The organism is Actinomyces succiniciruminis (assembly GCF_900002405.1).
Lineage (GTDB): Bacteria > Actinomycetota > Actinomycetes > Actinomycetales > Actinomycetaceae > Actinomyces > Actinomyces succiniciruminis.
This window is the reverse complement of record NZ_LK995542.1, coordinates 47,841-64,131: the sequence shown is the minus strand read 5'-3', so window position 1 is coordinate 64,131 and position 16,291 is coordinate 47,841. Positions and strand designations below refer to the sequence as shown.

16 protein-coding genes are annotated in these 16,291 nt (G+C 66.2%); 7 read left to right on the top strand and 9 right to left on the bottom strand.

Annotated elements, in window-relative coordinates; genetic code table 11:
- Nucleotides 1–6 precede the first annotated feature (6 nt).
- On the top strand, nucleotides 7–990 hold the full coding sequence (locus BN1056_RS13695; protein ID WP_210582130.1) for an alpha/beta hydrolase: 984 nt from the start codon (nucleotides 7–9) through the stop codon (nucleotides 988–990).
- 2,152 nt (nucleotides 991–3,142) lie between these two features.
- On the opposite strand, the gene BN1056_RS13690 is transcribed toward BN1056_RS13695, so the two are convergent.
- The 3 genes from BN1056_RS13690 to BN1056_RS13680 are packed head-to-tail and all read right to left on the bottom strand — an operon-like array spanning nucleotide 3,143 to nucleotide 6,444.
- Nucleotides 3,143–4,357 carry an ABC transporter permease gene (locus BN1056_RS13690; protein WP_210582128.1) on the bottom strand — a complete coding sequence of 405 codons (1,215 nt, stop codon included), beginning with the start codon at nucleotides 4,355–4,357 and terminating at the stop codon, nucleotides 3,143–3,145.
- Nucleotides 4,344–5,492 carry an ABC transporter permease gene (locus BN1056_RS13685; protein ID WP_210582126.1) on the bottom strand — a complete coding sequence of 383 codons (1,149 nt, stop codon included), beginning with the start codon at nucleotides 5,490–5,492 and terminating at the stop codon, nucleotides 4,344–4,346. Before BN1056_RS13685 ends, BN1056_RS13690 begins: the two co-directional genes overlap by 14 nt.
- A gap of 1 nt (nucleotide 5,493) precedes the next feature.
- Nucleotides 5,494–6,444, bottom strand: a complete 951-nt coding sequence (locus tag BN1056_RS13680; protein ID WP_073329267.1) for an ABC transporter ATP-binding protein — start codon at nucleotides 6,442–6,444, stop codon at nucleotides 5,494–5,496.
- 172 nt (nucleotides 6,445–6,616) lie between these two features.
- Between BN1056_RS13680 and BN1056_RS13675 the strand changes: the two genes are divergently transcribed.
- Both BN1056_RS13675 and BN1056_RS13670 read left to right on the top strand, forming a co-directional pair.
- Entirely contained in the window at nucleotides 6,617–7,747 is a 1,131-nt protein-coding gene (locus tag BN1056_RS13675) for a sensor histidine kinase (protein ID WP_073328556.1), read from the top strand.
- Entirely contained in the window at nucleotides 7,744–8,439 is a 696-nt protein-coding gene (locus BN1056_RS13670) for a response regulator transcription factor (protein ID WP_210582125.1), read from the top strand. Before BN1056_RS13675 ends, BN1056_RS13670 begins: the two co-directional genes overlap by 4 nt.
- On the opposite strand, the gene BN1056_RS13665 is transcribed toward BN1056_RS13670, so the two are convergent.
- The 4 genes from BN1056_RS13665 to BN1056_RS13650 form a co-directional block, all read right to left on the bottom strand.
- On the bottom strand, nucleotides 8,423–9,328 hold the full coding sequence (locus BN1056_RS13665; protein ID WP_210582123.1) for a DsbA family protein: 906 nt from the start codon (nucleotides 9,326–9,328) through the stop codon (nucleotides 8,423–8,425). The two genes, BN1056_RS13670 and BN1056_RS13665, sit on opposite strands and share 17 nt — an antisense overlap.
- 8 nt (nucleotides 9,329–9,336) lie before the next feature.
- Nucleotides 9,337–9,474, bottom strand: a complete 138-nt coding sequence (locus tag BN1056_RS13660) for a hypothetical protein (RefSeq protein WP_210582120.1) — start codon at nucleotides 9,472–9,474, stop codon at nucleotides 9,337–9,339.
- Between the two features lie 177 nt (nucleotides 9,475–9,651).
- Nucleotides 9,652–10,212 (bottom strand): NAD(P)H-dependent oxidoreductase, encoded by a 561-nt coding sequence (locus BN1056_RS13655; RefSeq protein WP_210582118.1) that lies wholly within the window; start codon nucleotides 10,210–10,212, stop codon nucleotides 9,652–9,654.
- 157 nt (nucleotides 10,213–10,369) lie between these two features.
- Nucleotides 10,370–10,666, bottom strand: a complete 297-nt coding sequence (locus tag BN1056_RS13650) for a YciI family protein (protein ID WP_244671737.1) — start codon at nucleotides 10,664–10,666, stop codon at nucleotides 10,370–10,372.
- Between the two features lie 189 nt (nucleotides 10,667–10,855).
- Between BN1056_RS13650 and BN1056_RS13645 the strand changes: the two genes are divergently transcribed.
- The 4 genes from BN1056_RS13645 (at nucleotide 10,856) to BN1056_RS13630 (ending at nucleotide 13,662) form a co-directional block, all read left to right on the top strand.
- Nucleotides 10,856–11,335 carry a MerR family transcriptional regulator gene (locus BN1056_RS13645; protein WP_244671736.1) on the top strand — a complete coding sequence of 160 codons (480 nt, stop codon included), beginning with the start codon at nucleotides 10,856–10,858 and terminating at the stop codon, nucleotides 11,333–11,335.
- Between the two features lie 48 nt (nucleotides 11,336–11,383).
- Nucleotides 11,384–11,560, top strand: a complete 177-nt coding sequence (locus BN1056_RS13640) for a hypothetical protein (protein WP_210582114.1) — start codon at nucleotides 11,384–11,386, stop codon at nucleotides 11,558–11,560.
- A 201-nt stretch (nucleotides 11,561–11,761) separates the two neighbouring features.
- Nucleotides 11,762–12,538, top strand: coding sequence for an SDR family oxidoreductase (locus tag BN1056_RS13635; RefSeq protein ID WP_210582112.1), 777 nt, complete (start codon nucleotides 11,762–11,764; stop codon nucleotides 12,536–12,538).
- Between the two features lie 257 nt (nucleotides 12,539–12,795).
- Nucleotides 12,796–13,662 (top strand): class I SAM-dependent methyltransferase, encoded by an 867-nt coding sequence (locus BN1056_RS13630; RefSeq protein WP_210582110.1) that lies wholly within the window; start codon nucleotides 12,796–12,798, stop codon nucleotides 13,660–13,662.
- A gap of 29 nt (nucleotides 13,663–13,691) precedes the next feature.
- Here BN1056_RS13630 and BN1056_RS13625 read toward each other — a convergent pair whose 3' ends face one another.
- Together BN1056_RS13625 and BN1056_RS13620 are read right to left on the bottom strand one after the other, a co-directional pair.
- Nucleotides 13,692–14,939, bottom strand: coding sequence for an MFS transporter (locus tag BN1056_RS13625; RefSeq protein WP_210582108.1), 1,248 nt, complete (start codon nucleotides 14,937–14,939; stop codon nucleotides 13,692–13,694).
- A gap of 4 nt (nucleotides 14,940–14,943) precedes the next feature.
- Nucleotides 14,944–16,152 (bottom strand): radical SAM/SPASM domain-containing protein, encoded by a 1,209-nt coding sequence (locus tag BN1056_RS13620; RefSeq protein WP_280516481.1) that lies wholly within the window; start codon nucleotides 16,150–16,152, stop codon nucleotides 14,944–14,946.
- Between the last annotated feature and the right edge of the window lie 139 nt (nucleotides 16,153–16,291).

Here is a 16,291-nt window from a genome sequence, read left to right as displayed (position 1 = left end):
CAGGAAATGAGCACCGAGAACCTCGAACTGACCCAGGAGTGGGACAAGGTCTTCCCCCAGTCCGACGCCGTGGACCATGAGAAGGTCACCTTCCACACGCGCTTCGGCATCACCCTGGCCGCCGACCTGTACAAGCCGAAGGACGCCGACGGCAAGCTGCCCGCGCTGGCCGTGAGCGGACCCTTCGGCGCCGTCAAGGAGCAGTCCAGTGGCCTGTACGCCCAGACCATGGCCGAGCGCGGCTTCCTCACGATCGCCTTCGACCCCAGCTTCACCGGCGAGTCCGGCGGCACGCCCCGCTACATGAACTCCCCGGACATCAACATCGAGGACTTCCAGGCCGCCGTCGACTTCCTGTCCGTGCGCGACGACGTCGAACCCGAACGCGTCGGCATCATCGGCGTCTGCGGCTGGGGCGGCATGGCGCTGGCTGCCGCGGCCGCCGACCCGCGGATCAAGGCCACCGTGGTCTCCACCATGTACGACATGAGCCGGGTGGCAGCGAACGGCTACTTCGACTCCGCCAACTCCGCCGAGGCCCGCAACCAGACGCGCGCATCCGTGGCCGCCCAGCGCACCGCCGACTACCGCTCCGGCACCTACGGCCTGGCCGGCGGGGTAGTGGACCCGCTGCCCGAGGATGCTCCCGGCTTCGTCAAGGACTACTACGCCTACTACAAGACGCCTCGCGGCTACCACCCCCGCTCCCTGAACTCCAACGACGGGTGGACGGTTATCGGTGGCTCCTCACTGATGAACGCGACCCTGCTCGGCTACATCGAGGAGATCGAGAACGCCGTCATGATCGTCCACGGGGAGGCGGCCCACTCCTACTACATGGGTAAGGACGCCTTCGCCCGCCTGCAGGGCGACAACAAGGAATTCGTCTCCATCCCCGGCGCCTCCCACACCGACCTGTACGACGGCGGCGAGAACGGCGCCATCCCGTGGGAGAAGATCACCGAGTTCCTGCGCACCAACCTCGGCTGAGTCGCATCTTCGCGCAGCTCTGAGCACTCCGGGGTGGGCCGCCGTGTGGCGGCCCACCCCGCTGGCTTGGCCTCGGCCTCCGACGGCTTTGAGGAGCTTGTCCCGGGTGACGTGCCGAGAGGAAAAGTGGTTCTTCCGGTTTGGGGGTGTGGTGGTTGTCTCGGGCTGCGGCAGGAGTGCTGCCGATGTCCTGGGACATGGCATGGGGTGGGGTGGGTGGCGTGGGGTGTCTGGTGCGCCGGCTGGGCGTTAACAACGCCACTTAACGCTCTGCTGTATACCCCAGGGGCCTTCAGCAGACGGTTAACTGGCGTTGTTAACCCCGAAGTGGCGTAGCAGACGGCGAAGCGGCGCAGTAGACCGGGAAGTGGCGCAGCAGACGGCCCCGCTCCCGGGCGCCGGAGCTATCGGCAGCCAAGTGCAGCCAGGCCTGGCATGACGAGCCGGCGCCGTGGAGGTATAACCCGCGTCCTCGAGCACTCCGCCTGGCCGCGGCGAGGGCGTCCCTACCGGGCCGAGGACGTCCTCGCCAGCCCGAACACGACCCCGCCGGCCCGACGACGTCCCCGCCAACCCGACGACGTCCCCGCCAACCCGACGACGTCCTCGGCGGCCCGAAAACGTCCTTGTACGCCCGGCAACGACCTGCGCTGGCCGAACACGCCACTATCAGCCCGAGTACGACCCTGCCAGCCCCACACCGACCTCACCACCTCAACCACAACCACCGCGAACACCACAACCCGGGCCAAAGCCACCACGCCGGAAGCACCGCACCCTCAAACCGGAAGAGCCGGAAAAGTGTCCATTCGGGCCACTTTGACGGTGGCGGATCGGGCGTTCGTTGCGGGGGCCCGCATGGTTACGCCGTTTTGCCTCGGTCTCATTGTGAAACGGGCGCTTCGCGTTTGGGGGTGTGGGTGGAGCCGGGAGGAGGTTCGTCGGCGTGCTTTGCGCTGGCGTGGTCTGCTACGCCGGTTCGGTGCTTACTTACTACGCCGGTTAGGTGTCTGCTGAAGGGTTCTGGGCCCTTCAGCGCAGGTCAAACTGGCGTAGCAGAGGCCGAAGGGGCGTACCCAACGACCGCGCGCTGACCTTGACCCCACTCGCTCTACGCCCGCGACACCGCCCCGAGGACATCCCCGCCGGCCACAAGTCCTCGTCAGCCTCAGAACGTCCGCGCAGGCCCCACGACATCGCTGCTCGGACGCCCGAGCACGACCTCACGCGCCCGAGCACGACCACCTAGCCGGGCCGGTGCACGCCGAATAGCGCACCCGACCACGACCACCCGCGGGCCCGAACCACCACACCCATAAACCGCAGCGCCCGTGAGCATCCGATGGTGCTCCCAGCTGTCACAGATTGCACCACTTTGCTGGGACGTGCCGGGAACTTGGTCGAGAGAACCGCATGATTTCAACGATCTGCATCAGGCGACTCGCGTCCGGGCAGGTAAAGTGGTGCAATCAGTGACAGCTGGGCGGCGGTCACCGTGGTGAACCGGCAGGCCCACCGGTTTCCTCACCCGGAGACACGCCGGCCGCCACATCCACAAGCACGACGAGCCGGTCCGGATGCCCTGGCGGGGTTGCTAGAGGACACGCCCCGGCCCTCGAGGACGCCTCCCGGGAGAGCGTCCTCGGCGGCCCGACGACGTCCCCGCCGACCCGAGCACGACCGCATCACCCCGACCACCACCCCACACCACAGCCCCGGCCGGACCCCACACCCGCAAACCGGAAGCACCTGTTTACTACGCCGGTTGGGTGTCTGCTGAAGGGGTCTGGGCCCTTCAGCGGAGGCCAAACTGGCGTAGCAGACGCCGAAGGGGCGTACCCAACGACCGCGCCCTGGCCTCGATCCCACTCGCTCCACGCCCGTGACACCGCCCCGAGGACATCCCCGCCGCCGGTGACGTCGTCGTCAGCCTCAGAACGTCCGCGCAGGACCCACGACCTCGCTTCCCGCACGCCCGAGCACGACCTCATCGTCCCGAACACGACCACCAAGTCGGACCCGTCCGCGCCGAACACGACCACCCGCGAGCCCGAACCACCACACCCACAAACGCGAAGAGCCGTGAAACTATGGGCTGGTTGCGGTGAAAGTGGGCACCGATGGACATTTCTGCCGATGACTCGATGTCTGGTTAGACCGCCGCACGTGCCCGTGAGCGGCCGACACCCAGCCCGATCGCTCCGATGGCGACGGCGAACAGGGCGCATATCCCGCAGTACCCGAGCAGCGGCGTGAGCACCTGGGCGGAGGTCGAGCCGGCGTTGAAGGCGCCACCGGTGGCCAGGGTAGCCCAATATCCGGGTGTGAGCCGCGCGACCGAGATCACGGCGTCGGGCAGCATGTCCAGGGGGGCCCACGCGCCCGCTAGGACGGAGAATGCCATGCCGCCGATGACTGCGATGGCGTTCGCGGCGTTCTCCCCCAGTCGCAGTTGCCCCACGAGGAAGCCCATGGCTACTCCATTCAGGGTATACGCGGCCAGCGCGAGACCGATCACCCCCAGCCGTGGTGCCGCATCCACGATGCGATCGGCGGCGAAGACCGCAGTGCCCAGGCAGAAGAACCACAACCATGCCACCAGACCCACTAGAAGACATGCTCCCAGCAGCCCCAGGCCGCGTGAGCGGCCGGTCACGGGCGCGGAAGACACGCGGGAGTGCACGGGAGGTCGGTTGAGGGAGGCCATGAGCACCGCAATCGCTACCACGCAGAAGGCCGTCAGCGGGAACAGTGAGAACAGCGTATACAGCTTCAAGGACTCCGGCAGAGGGAGTGCGTCTTGGGTGATGAGCCGAGCGGCGGAGCCGCCGCGCATTGAACCTTTTGCCAGGGTCACGGCCCGCTCCACGGACTGTTCGGCGGACTGGGGGCCGGTGGCATCCGTGTTCAGGGCATGCAGATAGTCGTAGACCTGGTTCAGGTACGAGTTGGTGTGCACGTTCATGAGTGAGCCCATGTAGGACCGGTAGCTGACGACGGTCTCCACGGCGGGCGGCTGGGTTCCGTCCTGGGCCGCGGCCTGTAGCTCCTCGCCGAAGCCGGCGGGGATGATCAGGATGTACTGGATGCGGTCCTTGGCGGTGGCGTCCTGGAGTGCCTGTTTGGTGTCTTCCAGCGGCTGGGTGTTGCCGACGGAGCCCACGTATTCGGCCAGTGCCCGGGATACCGCGGAGTCGTCGCGGTCGATCACGGCAACATCCGCCGTCACCTGGGTGACGCCGGCGTCGGTCGCGTTGCCGGAGCCGGTCCCGACGAAGACAGCGCCCGCGCTCATGAGCACCAGGTAGATCAGGATGTAGAGGCGGTGCGCCACCAGAATCCGCAGCGAGGTCTTAAAGGTACTCATGGTTCGTCCTCCGCATCCGGATCATGGCGATCATGAAGAACACGACGGTCATGCCCGCAAGCGCGGCGCAGCTGCGAGTAAATGGCTCCAGGGAGTCGTAGTACAGCAGCCCGTAGAAGCACCGGGTCGCCTGCCACAGCGGGTTGAGCTGAGACAGCAGCGGAGCGCTGAGTTCGACGGCATTGGCCAGTCGCTGTGAGGCGGTGCCGTACAGCCCGCAGAACAGGGCCAGCAGGCAGCTGATTGCCGACACTCCGCCCGGCGGCATCCGCGGGAAGGTTCCCAGGACCGAGCCGGCGGCGCAGGCCATGAGGCTGGAGACCCCAATGGCCACCAGGCACAGCGCCGTGTAGGGGCCGAAGTCCACACCCACCACGAATCGCATGAATATGAATGCCAGTACCAGGCAGGCCCAGGTGCATGCCCAGGCCGCGGAAAGCGTCCCCAGGAGCAGTCTCCAGCGCGGCAGTGCCCCCAGGTTGCGGCGCGCCGCCAGAGGCCCTGAAGGGGCGGTGATCTCCCGGATGGCGACTACCGCGATCGTCATACCCATGCCGCTGGTGAAGGCGAGCAGCGCGAAGTAATACGGCACCTCGGGCTTTCCGGGCACGCGGGTGACCTGGACCTCGGTGGTGAATGCGTGGCGGTCCTGTACTGCGGCGGCGGCATCCGCAGGCGGTGCTCCCGCGGCGATCAGCGAGGTGATCTCGTCGCGGCTGTGCACGTAGGTGTCCAGCATGGCGCGCAGTACCGGGGTGGTGGACAGGTCATTGCCTTCCGGGGACAGGTGCAGCACGGGCGTGCCGCTCTGGACCGCGATGTAGCCGACCACCGCGCCGTCGCGAACGGCCGCCTCGGCCTGCTCCGCGGTGTCGTAGGCCACGGGATCGAGCAGCCGCAGTTCGGCGTCGTCGGCGGAGACGGTGTCAAGGGCGCCGCCCAATCCCGCCTCGGCCGCGTAGGCATCATCATGAACGATCCCGATCCGGATGGGGTCGACGGCGTAACCCGCCTCCAGCCCGGAGAACATCATCATGAACATCAGGGACAGTGCGATCGGCATACCGAGTGTCCACAACAGCAGGATCCTGTCGCGCAGGAGTCGGAGCACCTGGTAACGGAAGACGGTGGGCATATCAGGCCGCCTCATCGCGCAGCGCCCGGCCGGTGATCTCCAGGAACACGTCGTTCAGGGTCGGCGGCTCGGAGGTCACCCGGCCACAAGTCACGTCCACCGCCGCCAGTGCCGCCAGCACGTCGGCTAGGTTGTGCGCCCCCGGCGCGCACTCGACGACCAGCTCGGGCGGCTCGTAGGTGACGGTGCGGACGTGCTCCGCTCGACGCACCTGCTCCAGCTCGCGCTCGCCGAGCTCGGCGGGGGAGACGACCTCCACGCGGATGCGCTCACCGGTGCCGATCATCGCCTTGAGCTCGCTGGCGGTGCCGCCGGCGATCTGCCTGCCCCGGTCCATGATGATGATCCGCGTGCAAAGCTGCTCCACCTCCTCCATGTAGTGACTGGTGTAGACGATGGTGGCGCCGCGGGTGTTGAGGTGTTTGATCCCGTCGAGGATGGCGCTGCGGCTCTGCGGGTCGACGGCCACGGTGGGTTCATCCAGGATGATTAGATCGGGGCGGTGCACGATGCCGCAGGCGATGTTCAGGCGGCGCAGCAGCCCGCCGGAGAGCTTCTTGGGGCGGAACCTGGCGAACCGCCCCAGGTCCACGAAGTCGATCGCCTCCTGCACCAGCTCGCGACGGCGGGCGCGATCGGAGACGTACAGGGCGCAGAAGGCGTCGATGTTCTCCCGGACTGTGAGCTCCTCGAAGACGGCCACCTCCTGCGGCACCACCCCGATTCGCCGCTTGAGCTCGTAGGCGGTGGCCGACATCGGCTCGCCGAATACGCGGATCTCGCCCCGGTTGTAGGTAAGCAGCTGCAGTATGCAATTGATCGCCGTGGTCTTACCCGAGCCGTTCGGGCCGAGCAGCCCGAGGATCTCGCCCGAGGCGACCTCCAGCGACAGCCCGTCCACGGCTACCAGCTCCCCGTAGCGCTTGACCAGGTCATCAACGACCACCGCCATGTCGGACACGTCGTCTCCTTTCGCCCGTCGATCGGGTTCGGGGCCATGGTTGCGCGAGGCGGCACGGTGCCGGAAGTGCCTGCTGTCATGAGGTGGCGGCCCGGTCGTGACAAATGTCAGGGGCTGTCACCGTCCGCGCACTCGCCGCGCCGCCGTGGCTGATAATCGGTGCGTGAGGGAGCTGACGGACAGGACCGTGGTGCTGGCGGCCTGCGTCCCCCTGGTGCTGGTGTTCGGGATGCCCACGCCGACGACGATCGTGTGGTTCCTGGTTGCCGTCACCTGCAGTGGGACCTGTGCCGCCTGGGGGCGGTGGCCGGCCGTGGGTGCCCTGCCGGCCGCCTACCTGCTGGCGGGATGCGCGGACTCTGCGGCCGCCGTGGGAGTGCCACTGGCCGTCTATGAGCTGGTGGGGGCGGTCTCGGATCGGGGCCGTTGGGCATGGGGCGGCGCGGTGATCTGTGTGGCACCCCTGGTGTTGGCGCTGCGGCGCGATTCTGGGGCCGTTGTGTCGGTGGCGGCGGCCCTGGCGGCGGTGGCCGCCCTGCTGGCGGTGCGCACCGGGCAGGTGGACCGTGCCCGCAGCGCCTTGCACGCCGTTCGGGACGATCTACAGCATCGGGTTACCGCGCTGCAGGAGACGCAGGCTCGGCTGGAGCAGGCTCAGGAGTACGAGACGCGTGCCGCGGCCTTGTCGGAGCGCACTCGGATTGCCCGGGAGATTCACGACGGCGTCGGGCACCTGCTCACTCGTCTGCTGTTCCAGGTGCACGCCGCCCAAGCCGCCCACCGGGATGACTCGGCTGCGGTGGCCGAACTGAGGCAGATTGCGCAGACAGCTGACGAGGCGCTGTCGGCCATGCGCGCAGGGGTTCATGCCCTGGATGACACGGGCGAGGACCTGGCCGTGGCTCTCAACCGGCTCGCTGTGGGCTGTGGCGTCGCGCAGGTGAGGGTCGATTGTGCTCCCGACGCGTCTCCACCGGCACTGGTGACGCGCTGCCTGGTCGCGGTGACACGCGAGGCCCTGACCAACGCCGCCCGCCACGGCGAGGCGAGGACCGCCTGGGTGACGGTCGCGGACTTCCCCGGATTCTGGCGGCTGACGATCGCCAACGACGGCTCCGTCCCGGCGTGGGCCGAGTCCCCACAGCCGCTGCTGAGCGCACGTCCGGACGCCGACGGCATGGGGCTCGGCACACGTTCCATGACCGATCGGGTCGAGTCCCTGGGGGGAACGCTCCGTATCCTGACTTCTCCGAGGTTCACGGTGCTCGCCACCATCCCGAAGGAGACCGCGTGAAGGTACTAATCGTCGACGACGATCGTCTGCTCGCCCATTCCCTGGCGACGATCCTGGGGGCCGAGGCGGATATCGACGTGGTCGGTGTGGGCGCCAGCGGCCTGGAGGCGGTAGCCGGTTTCCGAGACGCGCACCCCGACGTGGTGTTGTTGGACATACAGATGCCCGGAGCCGACGGCCTGGATGCGGCCGAGCAGATCCTCGCCCTGGATCCGGGCGCGAAGGTGGTCTTTCTGACCACCTTCGCCGACGATGAGTACATTGCACGGGCGCTGCAACTGGGGGCCCGCGGCTACCTGATCAAGCAGGACGTGGCGCAGATAGCCCCCGCGCTGCGGAGTGTCATGACCGGGATGAGCGTCCTGGAGGGGCGGGTACTCGAGCGAACCGCCGCCATGGGGATGGCGACGGGTGCGGCGACGCCCGGAGACGTACGCCCTCCGGCCTTTGCCGCGCTGACCGAGCGTGAGTACGAGGTGGTTCAGGCCATCAGCGGGGGGCTCGACAACGCCGAGACGGCGGACCGGCTGCACCTGAGCGAGGGCACGGTGCGCAATCACATCAGCGCCATCCTGGCCAAGCTCGGCCTACGCAACCGCACCCAGATCGCGGTGCTCTACTACCGCGGCTCCAAGCTTCCCCGACCGCCGATGCCCGCTATGAAACGGGGCGCGCTCACACCCGCTCGATGAACCAGCCTCGTGGTGCCTGAAGGAGCCGGGCACGGCCGGCGTCGAGGAGGGGAGCGGCCAAGTCGCGTGCCTGATCCGGCCCACTCAGGTCCAGGGCTGCGCCGATCTCGACGTCGGACAGCAGCGGGGGGGCCGCCAACAGCTGATCAACCGCCGTCGTCGTCGGGCTGACGGCGGCCGGATGCAGCCGGCCGCCGGAGACGCGCTCGAGCGCAGCGGCGAGGGCGTCGTAGTCGCAGACCCCGCCCAGCAGCATCCTGACATCGCCGTAGCTGATCATGAATGCGGGCAGACCCCTGATGCCCAGGGCCGCTCGGCGTTCGAGGCTCGCCCGCAGGGCCGCCCTGGCCGCCGGCCCGTCGAAGGCCGCCAGGAAGGCGCCGATGTCCAGGCCGCAGGCGCGCACCACCTCCACCAGCTCCTCGGTCGCGGTGGTGGGCCGGCATTCGACGACCGTCGCGAAGCGCAGCCGGTAGAGGAAACGCTCCGCCTGGCCGGGGGCGATCAACCGGACCGCCTCATAGGCGAGGTTGAGCGGGCGCGATGAGCGCCGGGCCGGGGAGAACAGGGAGAAGCCCTCCATGTTGATGGGCATACCCGCGAGCGGCTCCTCCTCGCGGTAGATATCCGCCAGCCTGGCGTTGTAGGCGCGGATGCCGGCGGCCGCATCCAGAGTGCGCTCGGCCGGCGTCATGAAGTCGGACACGTCGCGCACCAGCAGGCCCATCGCGGCGTCGAAGTCGACCGCACCCGGGAAGTGCGTCTCCACCCTGCGCAGAGCCGGTTCACACTCCCATGACAGTCCCATCATGGGATCGGTGAACTGGGTGATCAGCGCCTTGGGGCCAACCTGTTCGGGCGCCCCGTGCCCGCTTGCAGCCACAGACATGCCCACCCCTAGGCGAAACGACGCCGGTCGAAGGTCATCCCGCCTACTGCCCAGACGGGTATGAGGGCCCTGCCCAGGCGTTGCTTGAGTTCCTTCTCCTGTGCCGGGCTGAGTTCGAAGTTGACCCTTGAGACGATGAATGGCATGCCTCGGTGCCTCCTGTTTCCGATCGCGCATCACAACACGGCGGGGGAGGACGGTGTTCCGTCATGGAGCCAACATACGGTCCGAATCACAGCGCAGCAGCGTGCAGACAAGAGCGTGCACAAGCGGCCCCGCGCAGTCTCCTCGGCCGCGGGGCTCCACGGCCGAGGAGAGCGGACTTACTCGAAGTCGCCGAGCGCGGGCACCTCGCCGGTCAGCCATGCCGTGTAGGCGTCGGCCTGAGCCTCCAGGTCGGCATCGGAGATGGCCATGGCGCCGGTGGTGACGAAGGGCCGCAGGAAGCGGGTGCCGATCAGGTTGCTGGTCGCCTGCAGCGGACGCAGCAGATCGGTGACCGTGTAATGGAAGGCGCCCTCGTGGTCGTAGCGCTCGGTGGGGGCACCGGGGGAGACGGCCACGCCGAGCTCCTTGCCGTGCAGGGCGGTGCCGGTGGAGCCGTAGGCCCAGCCGTGCTCCAGGACGTCGTCCTCCCACTGCTTGAGCAGCGAGGGGGTTGAGTACCAGTACATGGGGAACTGCCAGACGATGCGGTCGGCGGCGGTCAGCACGGCCTTCTCGGCCTCGACGTCGATGCGGAAGTCCGGGTAGAGGGCGTACAGGTCCCGGACCTCGACGGGCGTGTCGGGGGTGCCGGCGGCCCGGGCGGCCTGCGCCAGGCGGGCGTTAACGCGCGAGCCAGCACTCAGGCGGGGGTGGAAGACAAGGACGGTGGTCTTCAAGAGAACTCCTTCGAAGAGCGGATGCGATTGGTTGGTTTGGTGGGGAGCTCCCCGGGCGAAGCATGGCCTGCCGGGGAGACCGGCTCGGATGGCCCGGCCACGAACCTAAGCGTTCGCGGGTACCGGCTGCCAGGTACTGGCGGAGCCCGGCGCGGCCTCAGGACTCCAGCAGGTCGGCCAGGGCCGGTGCCCCCATGGTCGCCTTGAACTCGGCGACCTCATAGGTGGCGCCTTCCGGGTGGTAGACGTCGCCGGCGAGGATCTCCTCGAGTGCTGCCCGGGACTCGGCGCGGGCGAGGATGATCCCGGCGCCCGAGCGGTCCCGGCGGGGTCCGAGCAGGAGGAAGTCCCCGGACTCGACGTGGGAGGCAAACCAACGCCGGTGGGCGGCCAGGTGCTCGGCCGCGACGGCGTCGTCGACCTCTTCGGTGATGGTCAGGTCAATGACGAACACGAGTGCTCCTTGAACAACATCAGTCGGCAGTCCCGCTGTGACGGGACTGCGCAAGAGCGGCGGTCGTGCTCGGCCCGGCGGAGCCGCAGCCGCGCACGTTGCCGATGGGGATAGTCTTCAAGTTGAAGTGAGCTTCAGGTCAAGCGGCCGTCGGGCGGTCGTCGTCACATTCGAAGGGGTATGAACCGTATGAGCACTCCAGCCGCAGTCGCGGAACGGACCTACACGATCGGGGAGGCCGCCCGGGAGACCGGCCTGACGACGTCGGCCCTGCGCTTCTACGACCGGGAGGGCCTCATTCCGGGCGTAGCCCGCACGGGCGGGGGAACGCGGCGCTTCACCGAGGACGATCTGGAGTGGATCCGGTATGTGGAGCGGCTGAAGAAATCCGGCATGCCCATCAAGGAGATCCGTGAGTATGTGCGGCTCTACTTCGAGGGGGACTCCACGATCGAAGCGCGCCGTCGCATGGTCCAGGCGCGTCGACGCGAGGTACTGCGCGAGCTGGAGGAGCTGCAGACCACCCTCGACTTCATCGACTACAAATGTTGGTTCTACGAGGTTGCCGCGGCGGCGGGATCCTGCGACGCCCCGCGAAACATGCCGCTGGACCAGCTCCCGCCGCGGATACGACGCATCAAGGAGAGCTGCGGCATTCACCGCTACTGACCTCGGCGGACGGAGACGCGTGGGCCCGGCGTCTAGTCCCGGAGAGTGATGACAGCTTCGAACGCATTCGAGCGGCACCTGGCCGCCCGCCCCGACGACCGTCGGGCCACCACCGCCGGCACCCGTACTGCCTTCTGGTGGCTGGGCGTCAGACTCGTCGCCGCGCTGCTCGCCGTCGTCGCCACCGGGCGCCGAAACCGGCCCCTCGCCGATGCCGTCCGGTAGTCCCGGGCGGCGTCGTACCGGTGGGAGAATACCGAGCGGATTATTACGACAATCCTTCCCAGAGGGTGACCTGGGCACATAGGCTCGCGTCGCGTCCGGAGCGGTCGTTGTCGATCGAGTCCGGCGCCGTCTGGATCGTTCACCGCCCCTCCGAACCTCCCCGCCACTTGGCAACTCCCGATAGAAAGGCCTTTTGGACACATGGACCGCAACTACTTCGACCTGACCGGGCAAGTCGCCCTCGTCACCGGCTGCTCCTCCGGCCTGGGCGTGCAGATGGCCAAGGCGCTGGCGTCCGCCGGCGCCGGCATCGTCGCCGTCGCCCGCCGCGTGCCCCGCATCGAGGCGGTCGCCGCCGAGATCGCGGAGGAATACGGGGTACCTACCCTGGCCCTGCGCTGCGACATCACGGACACGGCCAACGTCGAGGCGGTTGTGGATGCGGCGCTGGAGAAGTTCGGGCGGCTCGACATCGTGGTGAACAACGCGGGCACCGGTGCAGTCGGCCCGGCGGAGACCATCACCGACGAGCAGTTCGTCAGCGAGGTCGACATCGACCTGCTCGGCTCCTTCCGCGTGGCCCGCGCCGCCGCCAACAAGGCCATGATCCCCTCCGGCTACGGGCGCATCATCAACATCTCCTCCATGTACGGGTTGGTGGGCAATATGGTGGCCGGGTCCGCCCCCTACCACGCCGCGAAGGGCGGGATGGTCAACCTGACCCGGGCGCTGGCGGCCGAGTGGGGCAAGTACGGCATCACCGTCAACGCGATCTGCCCCGGCTACTTCTACACCGAGCTGACCGCCGATACGCTCGAATCCGAGTTCTTCCAGGAGCACGCCAAGCGCACGATCCCGCTTGGCCGCTACGGCGCGGAGGGTGAGCTCGACACCGCGACCCTGTTCCTGGCCTCGCCCGCCTCCGCCTACGTCACCGGCACGGCCATCCCTGTGGACGGCGGTTACACCGCCATTTGACAGCCGGGCGGCAGCGCATTGTCACGGATGGGGACAAACGCGCCCCGGGCCTCGAATCGCGTTTTGCGAATCGTTGGAATCATGCGGTTTCTGAATCGGCTCGAGCGGATGGTTCCGGTGTTTGTCACCGATTTTGACGGTCTGCCATGAAAAGGCCGGAGGCAGGGTGCCGTCACGGAAGCTGCACATTGCGCGGCCAGGGTGGAGCGTGACCCTGGCAGTACTCCCCGGCGTGAGGTGAGGCTAAACTGGCTCCCATGACCGATGAGGGATCTGCCGCCGAGACCACTGCTTCTGACGCCACCGAACCCGTGACCGCTGGGCCGGGTTCCCCCGAACCGCCCCTGCCCTACGCCGACCGCCCCGTCGCGACCGCCCCCGGCCACTGGGTGCTCGCCCGCGCGGGCAAACGCGTCCTGCGTCCAGGTGGCGCCGCCCTGTCCGCCGCCATGCTCGAGCACGCCCACCTGGCCGGCGCCGACGTCGTCGAACTCGCCCCAGGGCTGGGCCGCACCGCGGCCGAGGTCATCGCCGCCGACCCGGCCTCCTACATCGCCATCGACCGGGACCCCGACGCCGCCCGCAGGGTGGCCGCGGTGGTCGGCGATCGCGGACGTGTCCGCCGGGGCGAGGCCGCCAATACCGGCCTGCCCGATGCCAGTGCCGACGTCGTGATCGGCGAGGCCATGCTGACCATGCAGGGTGACAAGGCCAAGGCGGCAATCGCCGCGGAGGCGGCCCGGGTGCTGCGTCCCGGAGGTCGTTACGCCATCCATGAGTTGGGCGTGGTTCCGGACGACATCGACGAGGCCCGCTACACCGAGCTGCGCAAGGACCTGGCGCGCGCCATCCACGTCAACGCCCGCCCCATGACGGCGGCCGCCTGGGGGCAGCTGCTACAGGAGGCCGGCCTCGTGGTCGACTGGGTGGACACCGCCCCCATGGCGCTGATGAAGCTCGGCCGCAACCTGCGCGACGAGGGCCTGGGCGGTTTTGCGCGCATCGCCCGCAACGTCATTGCCGACCGGGAGCTACGGCAGCGCATGCTAACGATGCGCCGCACCTTCAAGCGCTACGAGCAGGACATGGTGGGCATCGCCCTGGTTGCCCACAAGCCCGAGTAGCTGACCGCACTTGTGCGGTGCGCAGCGATCTAGCTAGCTGCGGCTTGGGTAAGCTCGGCAGTGGACCACTGCGCGGGCAATGGCACTGCGCGCAGATGTGAAGAAGACAGCAGCAGTGGGACTGCAGTCGCCAGGACTGCCAACAACCCCACGATAGTCAGTCGGAAGTCGAATGAGCCCAGGCCGAATCCGGCCAACATCGAGCCGAGGCCACCGGAACCCATACCGACTAACGAACTGACCGCGAGTGCTCTGCCGAGGATGTTGTCCGGAACGATGTGCATGAAGTAAGAGCCGAACTGGGCGTTGACCACGGCGATGCAAGCGGCGGCGCAGCCGATACTGGCGATAATCAGCGGGATGTGAGAAACGAAGGCAATGGGTATGTAGCAAAAGCACATGAGCAGTGAACCGCAGATCATTGTCCAGCCCGTTGGGAAGCGGCGAGCGATTACGCTGGTTGAAAGCGCCCCCACTAACGCACCCAGACCGGCGCCGGCGCTGACCAATCCGACCGTGCCGGTGGGAGTGCCGATGGCCTGCAAGTGGATGATGACGGCGCTTTCGATTCCCGTCATACCGAGTGTCAGCGGGAATGACACGCTGATGAGCCTGCGAACAACCGGGTTGTGTGCCACCCAGCGCAGTCCGTCGAGGAGATCAGCGAAAGGGGAGTCTGCGCTCTTCGCGGCTTCGTCATTTTGTGCGGCCAGTGGCGCACGAATGAACATGAACGACACGGCAAGGGTAGCAGCGCCGAGCAACTCGACGAAAAATGGGAGTGCCGGCGAGATTGCGAACATAAGTCCCGCGAATGGTCCTGAAAGTAGTGAGACGATTTCGTCGCGGGCTTGGTTGGCGCCGAACGCTTCAGTTAGGGAATCGTCGCTGACTACCGACTTCAAGGCAACGTTTGTTGTGTTGCCGAGTAGTCCGGCTCTGGCGCCACTGAGGATGGCGTATGCAATCAGTACTTGTATCGGGGTGTGCCCGGTTAGCAGGAGTACGCCGAAAACTCCATGTAGCGCCATCCCTGAAACGGCGTAGGTCATGATCATCTGGCGTCGGTCGTGGGCGTCGATGACTACGCCGCCGGGCAGACTCAGAACAGCGAACGTGATTGACGTCAGTCCGGTAATGAATCCTGCCGCAGTCGCTGAGTGTGTGACGTAGAAGGTAGCCAGAGGTACGGCGAACACTCGCATTGATGAGCTCAGCGTGCCCGCCGTATCTCCGATAAGCCATAGGACATAATCCCGCTGGCGCCACAAATGCACGACGTCAATCCTTCCTGGCAAACTCAAGCATGAGTCCCTCGATAAACCCGATCATGAACTCGCATGACGAGGAATAGGCGGTATCAATTTCCCCTGATGTATTAACTTGCGCGCCTGGACATCCCCAACAGCAATCTCTAATGGCGCACTCGGAACACACCCTGTCATTGTCCTTGTTGATACGTGAGACTCGTGTTTGCAACTCATCTGGGAGGTGCGGAGAAAGGTTGTCGATATCTTGCATTTGTGTCCAGCCCTCTTTGCCGATGAGGGTGTAGCAAGGGGTGAGATGTCCCTCTGCGTCGATGGTTAAAGATGATGTGCCCATTCCACAATAGTTGCTGCGTTTGGGTATCGTGATCTGCTGGATCCACGAGTCAAGCTCAAGCTGCGCGTTGCTATCGCCGCTGTTTGTTCTCGCGTGAATGCTGCGCGAATAGTCCTCGCCCAACTGCCGCAATGTCTGAGCCCATGATTGGCCTTCATTTGAGGGTAAGGTGTCAGTCGGAATTACTGGAACCAGGATGATATCGTTAATATGATACCTATTTGAAAGGTAGTCTCGAAGGTATGCAGGGGAGATTCCTGCGTCTAGATGCGATGGGGTGTATACGCATTCCAGCGCTGACGGTTCGCCGGTCATGTCTTGCATAATATGGATATTGCGGTCGACGGTGGTAAAGCTGCCGCGTCCATTTGAGTATGTTCGGTGAAGGTCATGTATGCTCTTGGGTCCGTCTATCGAAGCCGTAACCTTTACTTTTGAGTTATTAATGAAGGCCTCGATGCGACGATTCCAAATCGTCATATTAGTGACCGTGACGTATGTCGGTGTCGTATCGATTTGACTTTGCTCGAACAAGGACGAGAATTCGTCGACGATTGCTGAGCAAGCCGGCATGTTCATGAATGGCTCGCCGCCGAATAACTTAACGACTTTTGGGACTCCCCGTCGTGTTATGAACCTAACTGCCTTGCGAGCAGTGTTCGTGGTCATCCATCGGCTCGTAGGGCTGCCGTATGTTCCCATCCCTGCGAAACAATAGCTGCATGCAAGATTGCATCCTTCTGATACGTTGAACACTACCTCCTCTAGCGGGGAGCGTGTCTGTTCTGTAGGTGCCGGATTATGTTTCGGTGCGACTTGTCGGAAAGATTTGTATAGTGAGGCTGCTTGAGTTGTGTGGAACTGAGGGGAGCTCAGGGACGGCATGATTGATCTCCTGTGTTGCGCTGCAATAGTGAGGTGGGCGCACCGATCGTCTCGGTGCGCCCACCGGGCTATATCGCGTTGTTGCGGTGCTAGCCCTGTGTCTTTCCGATGCAGACGCCTCCGCATCCGTGTGGCGCGC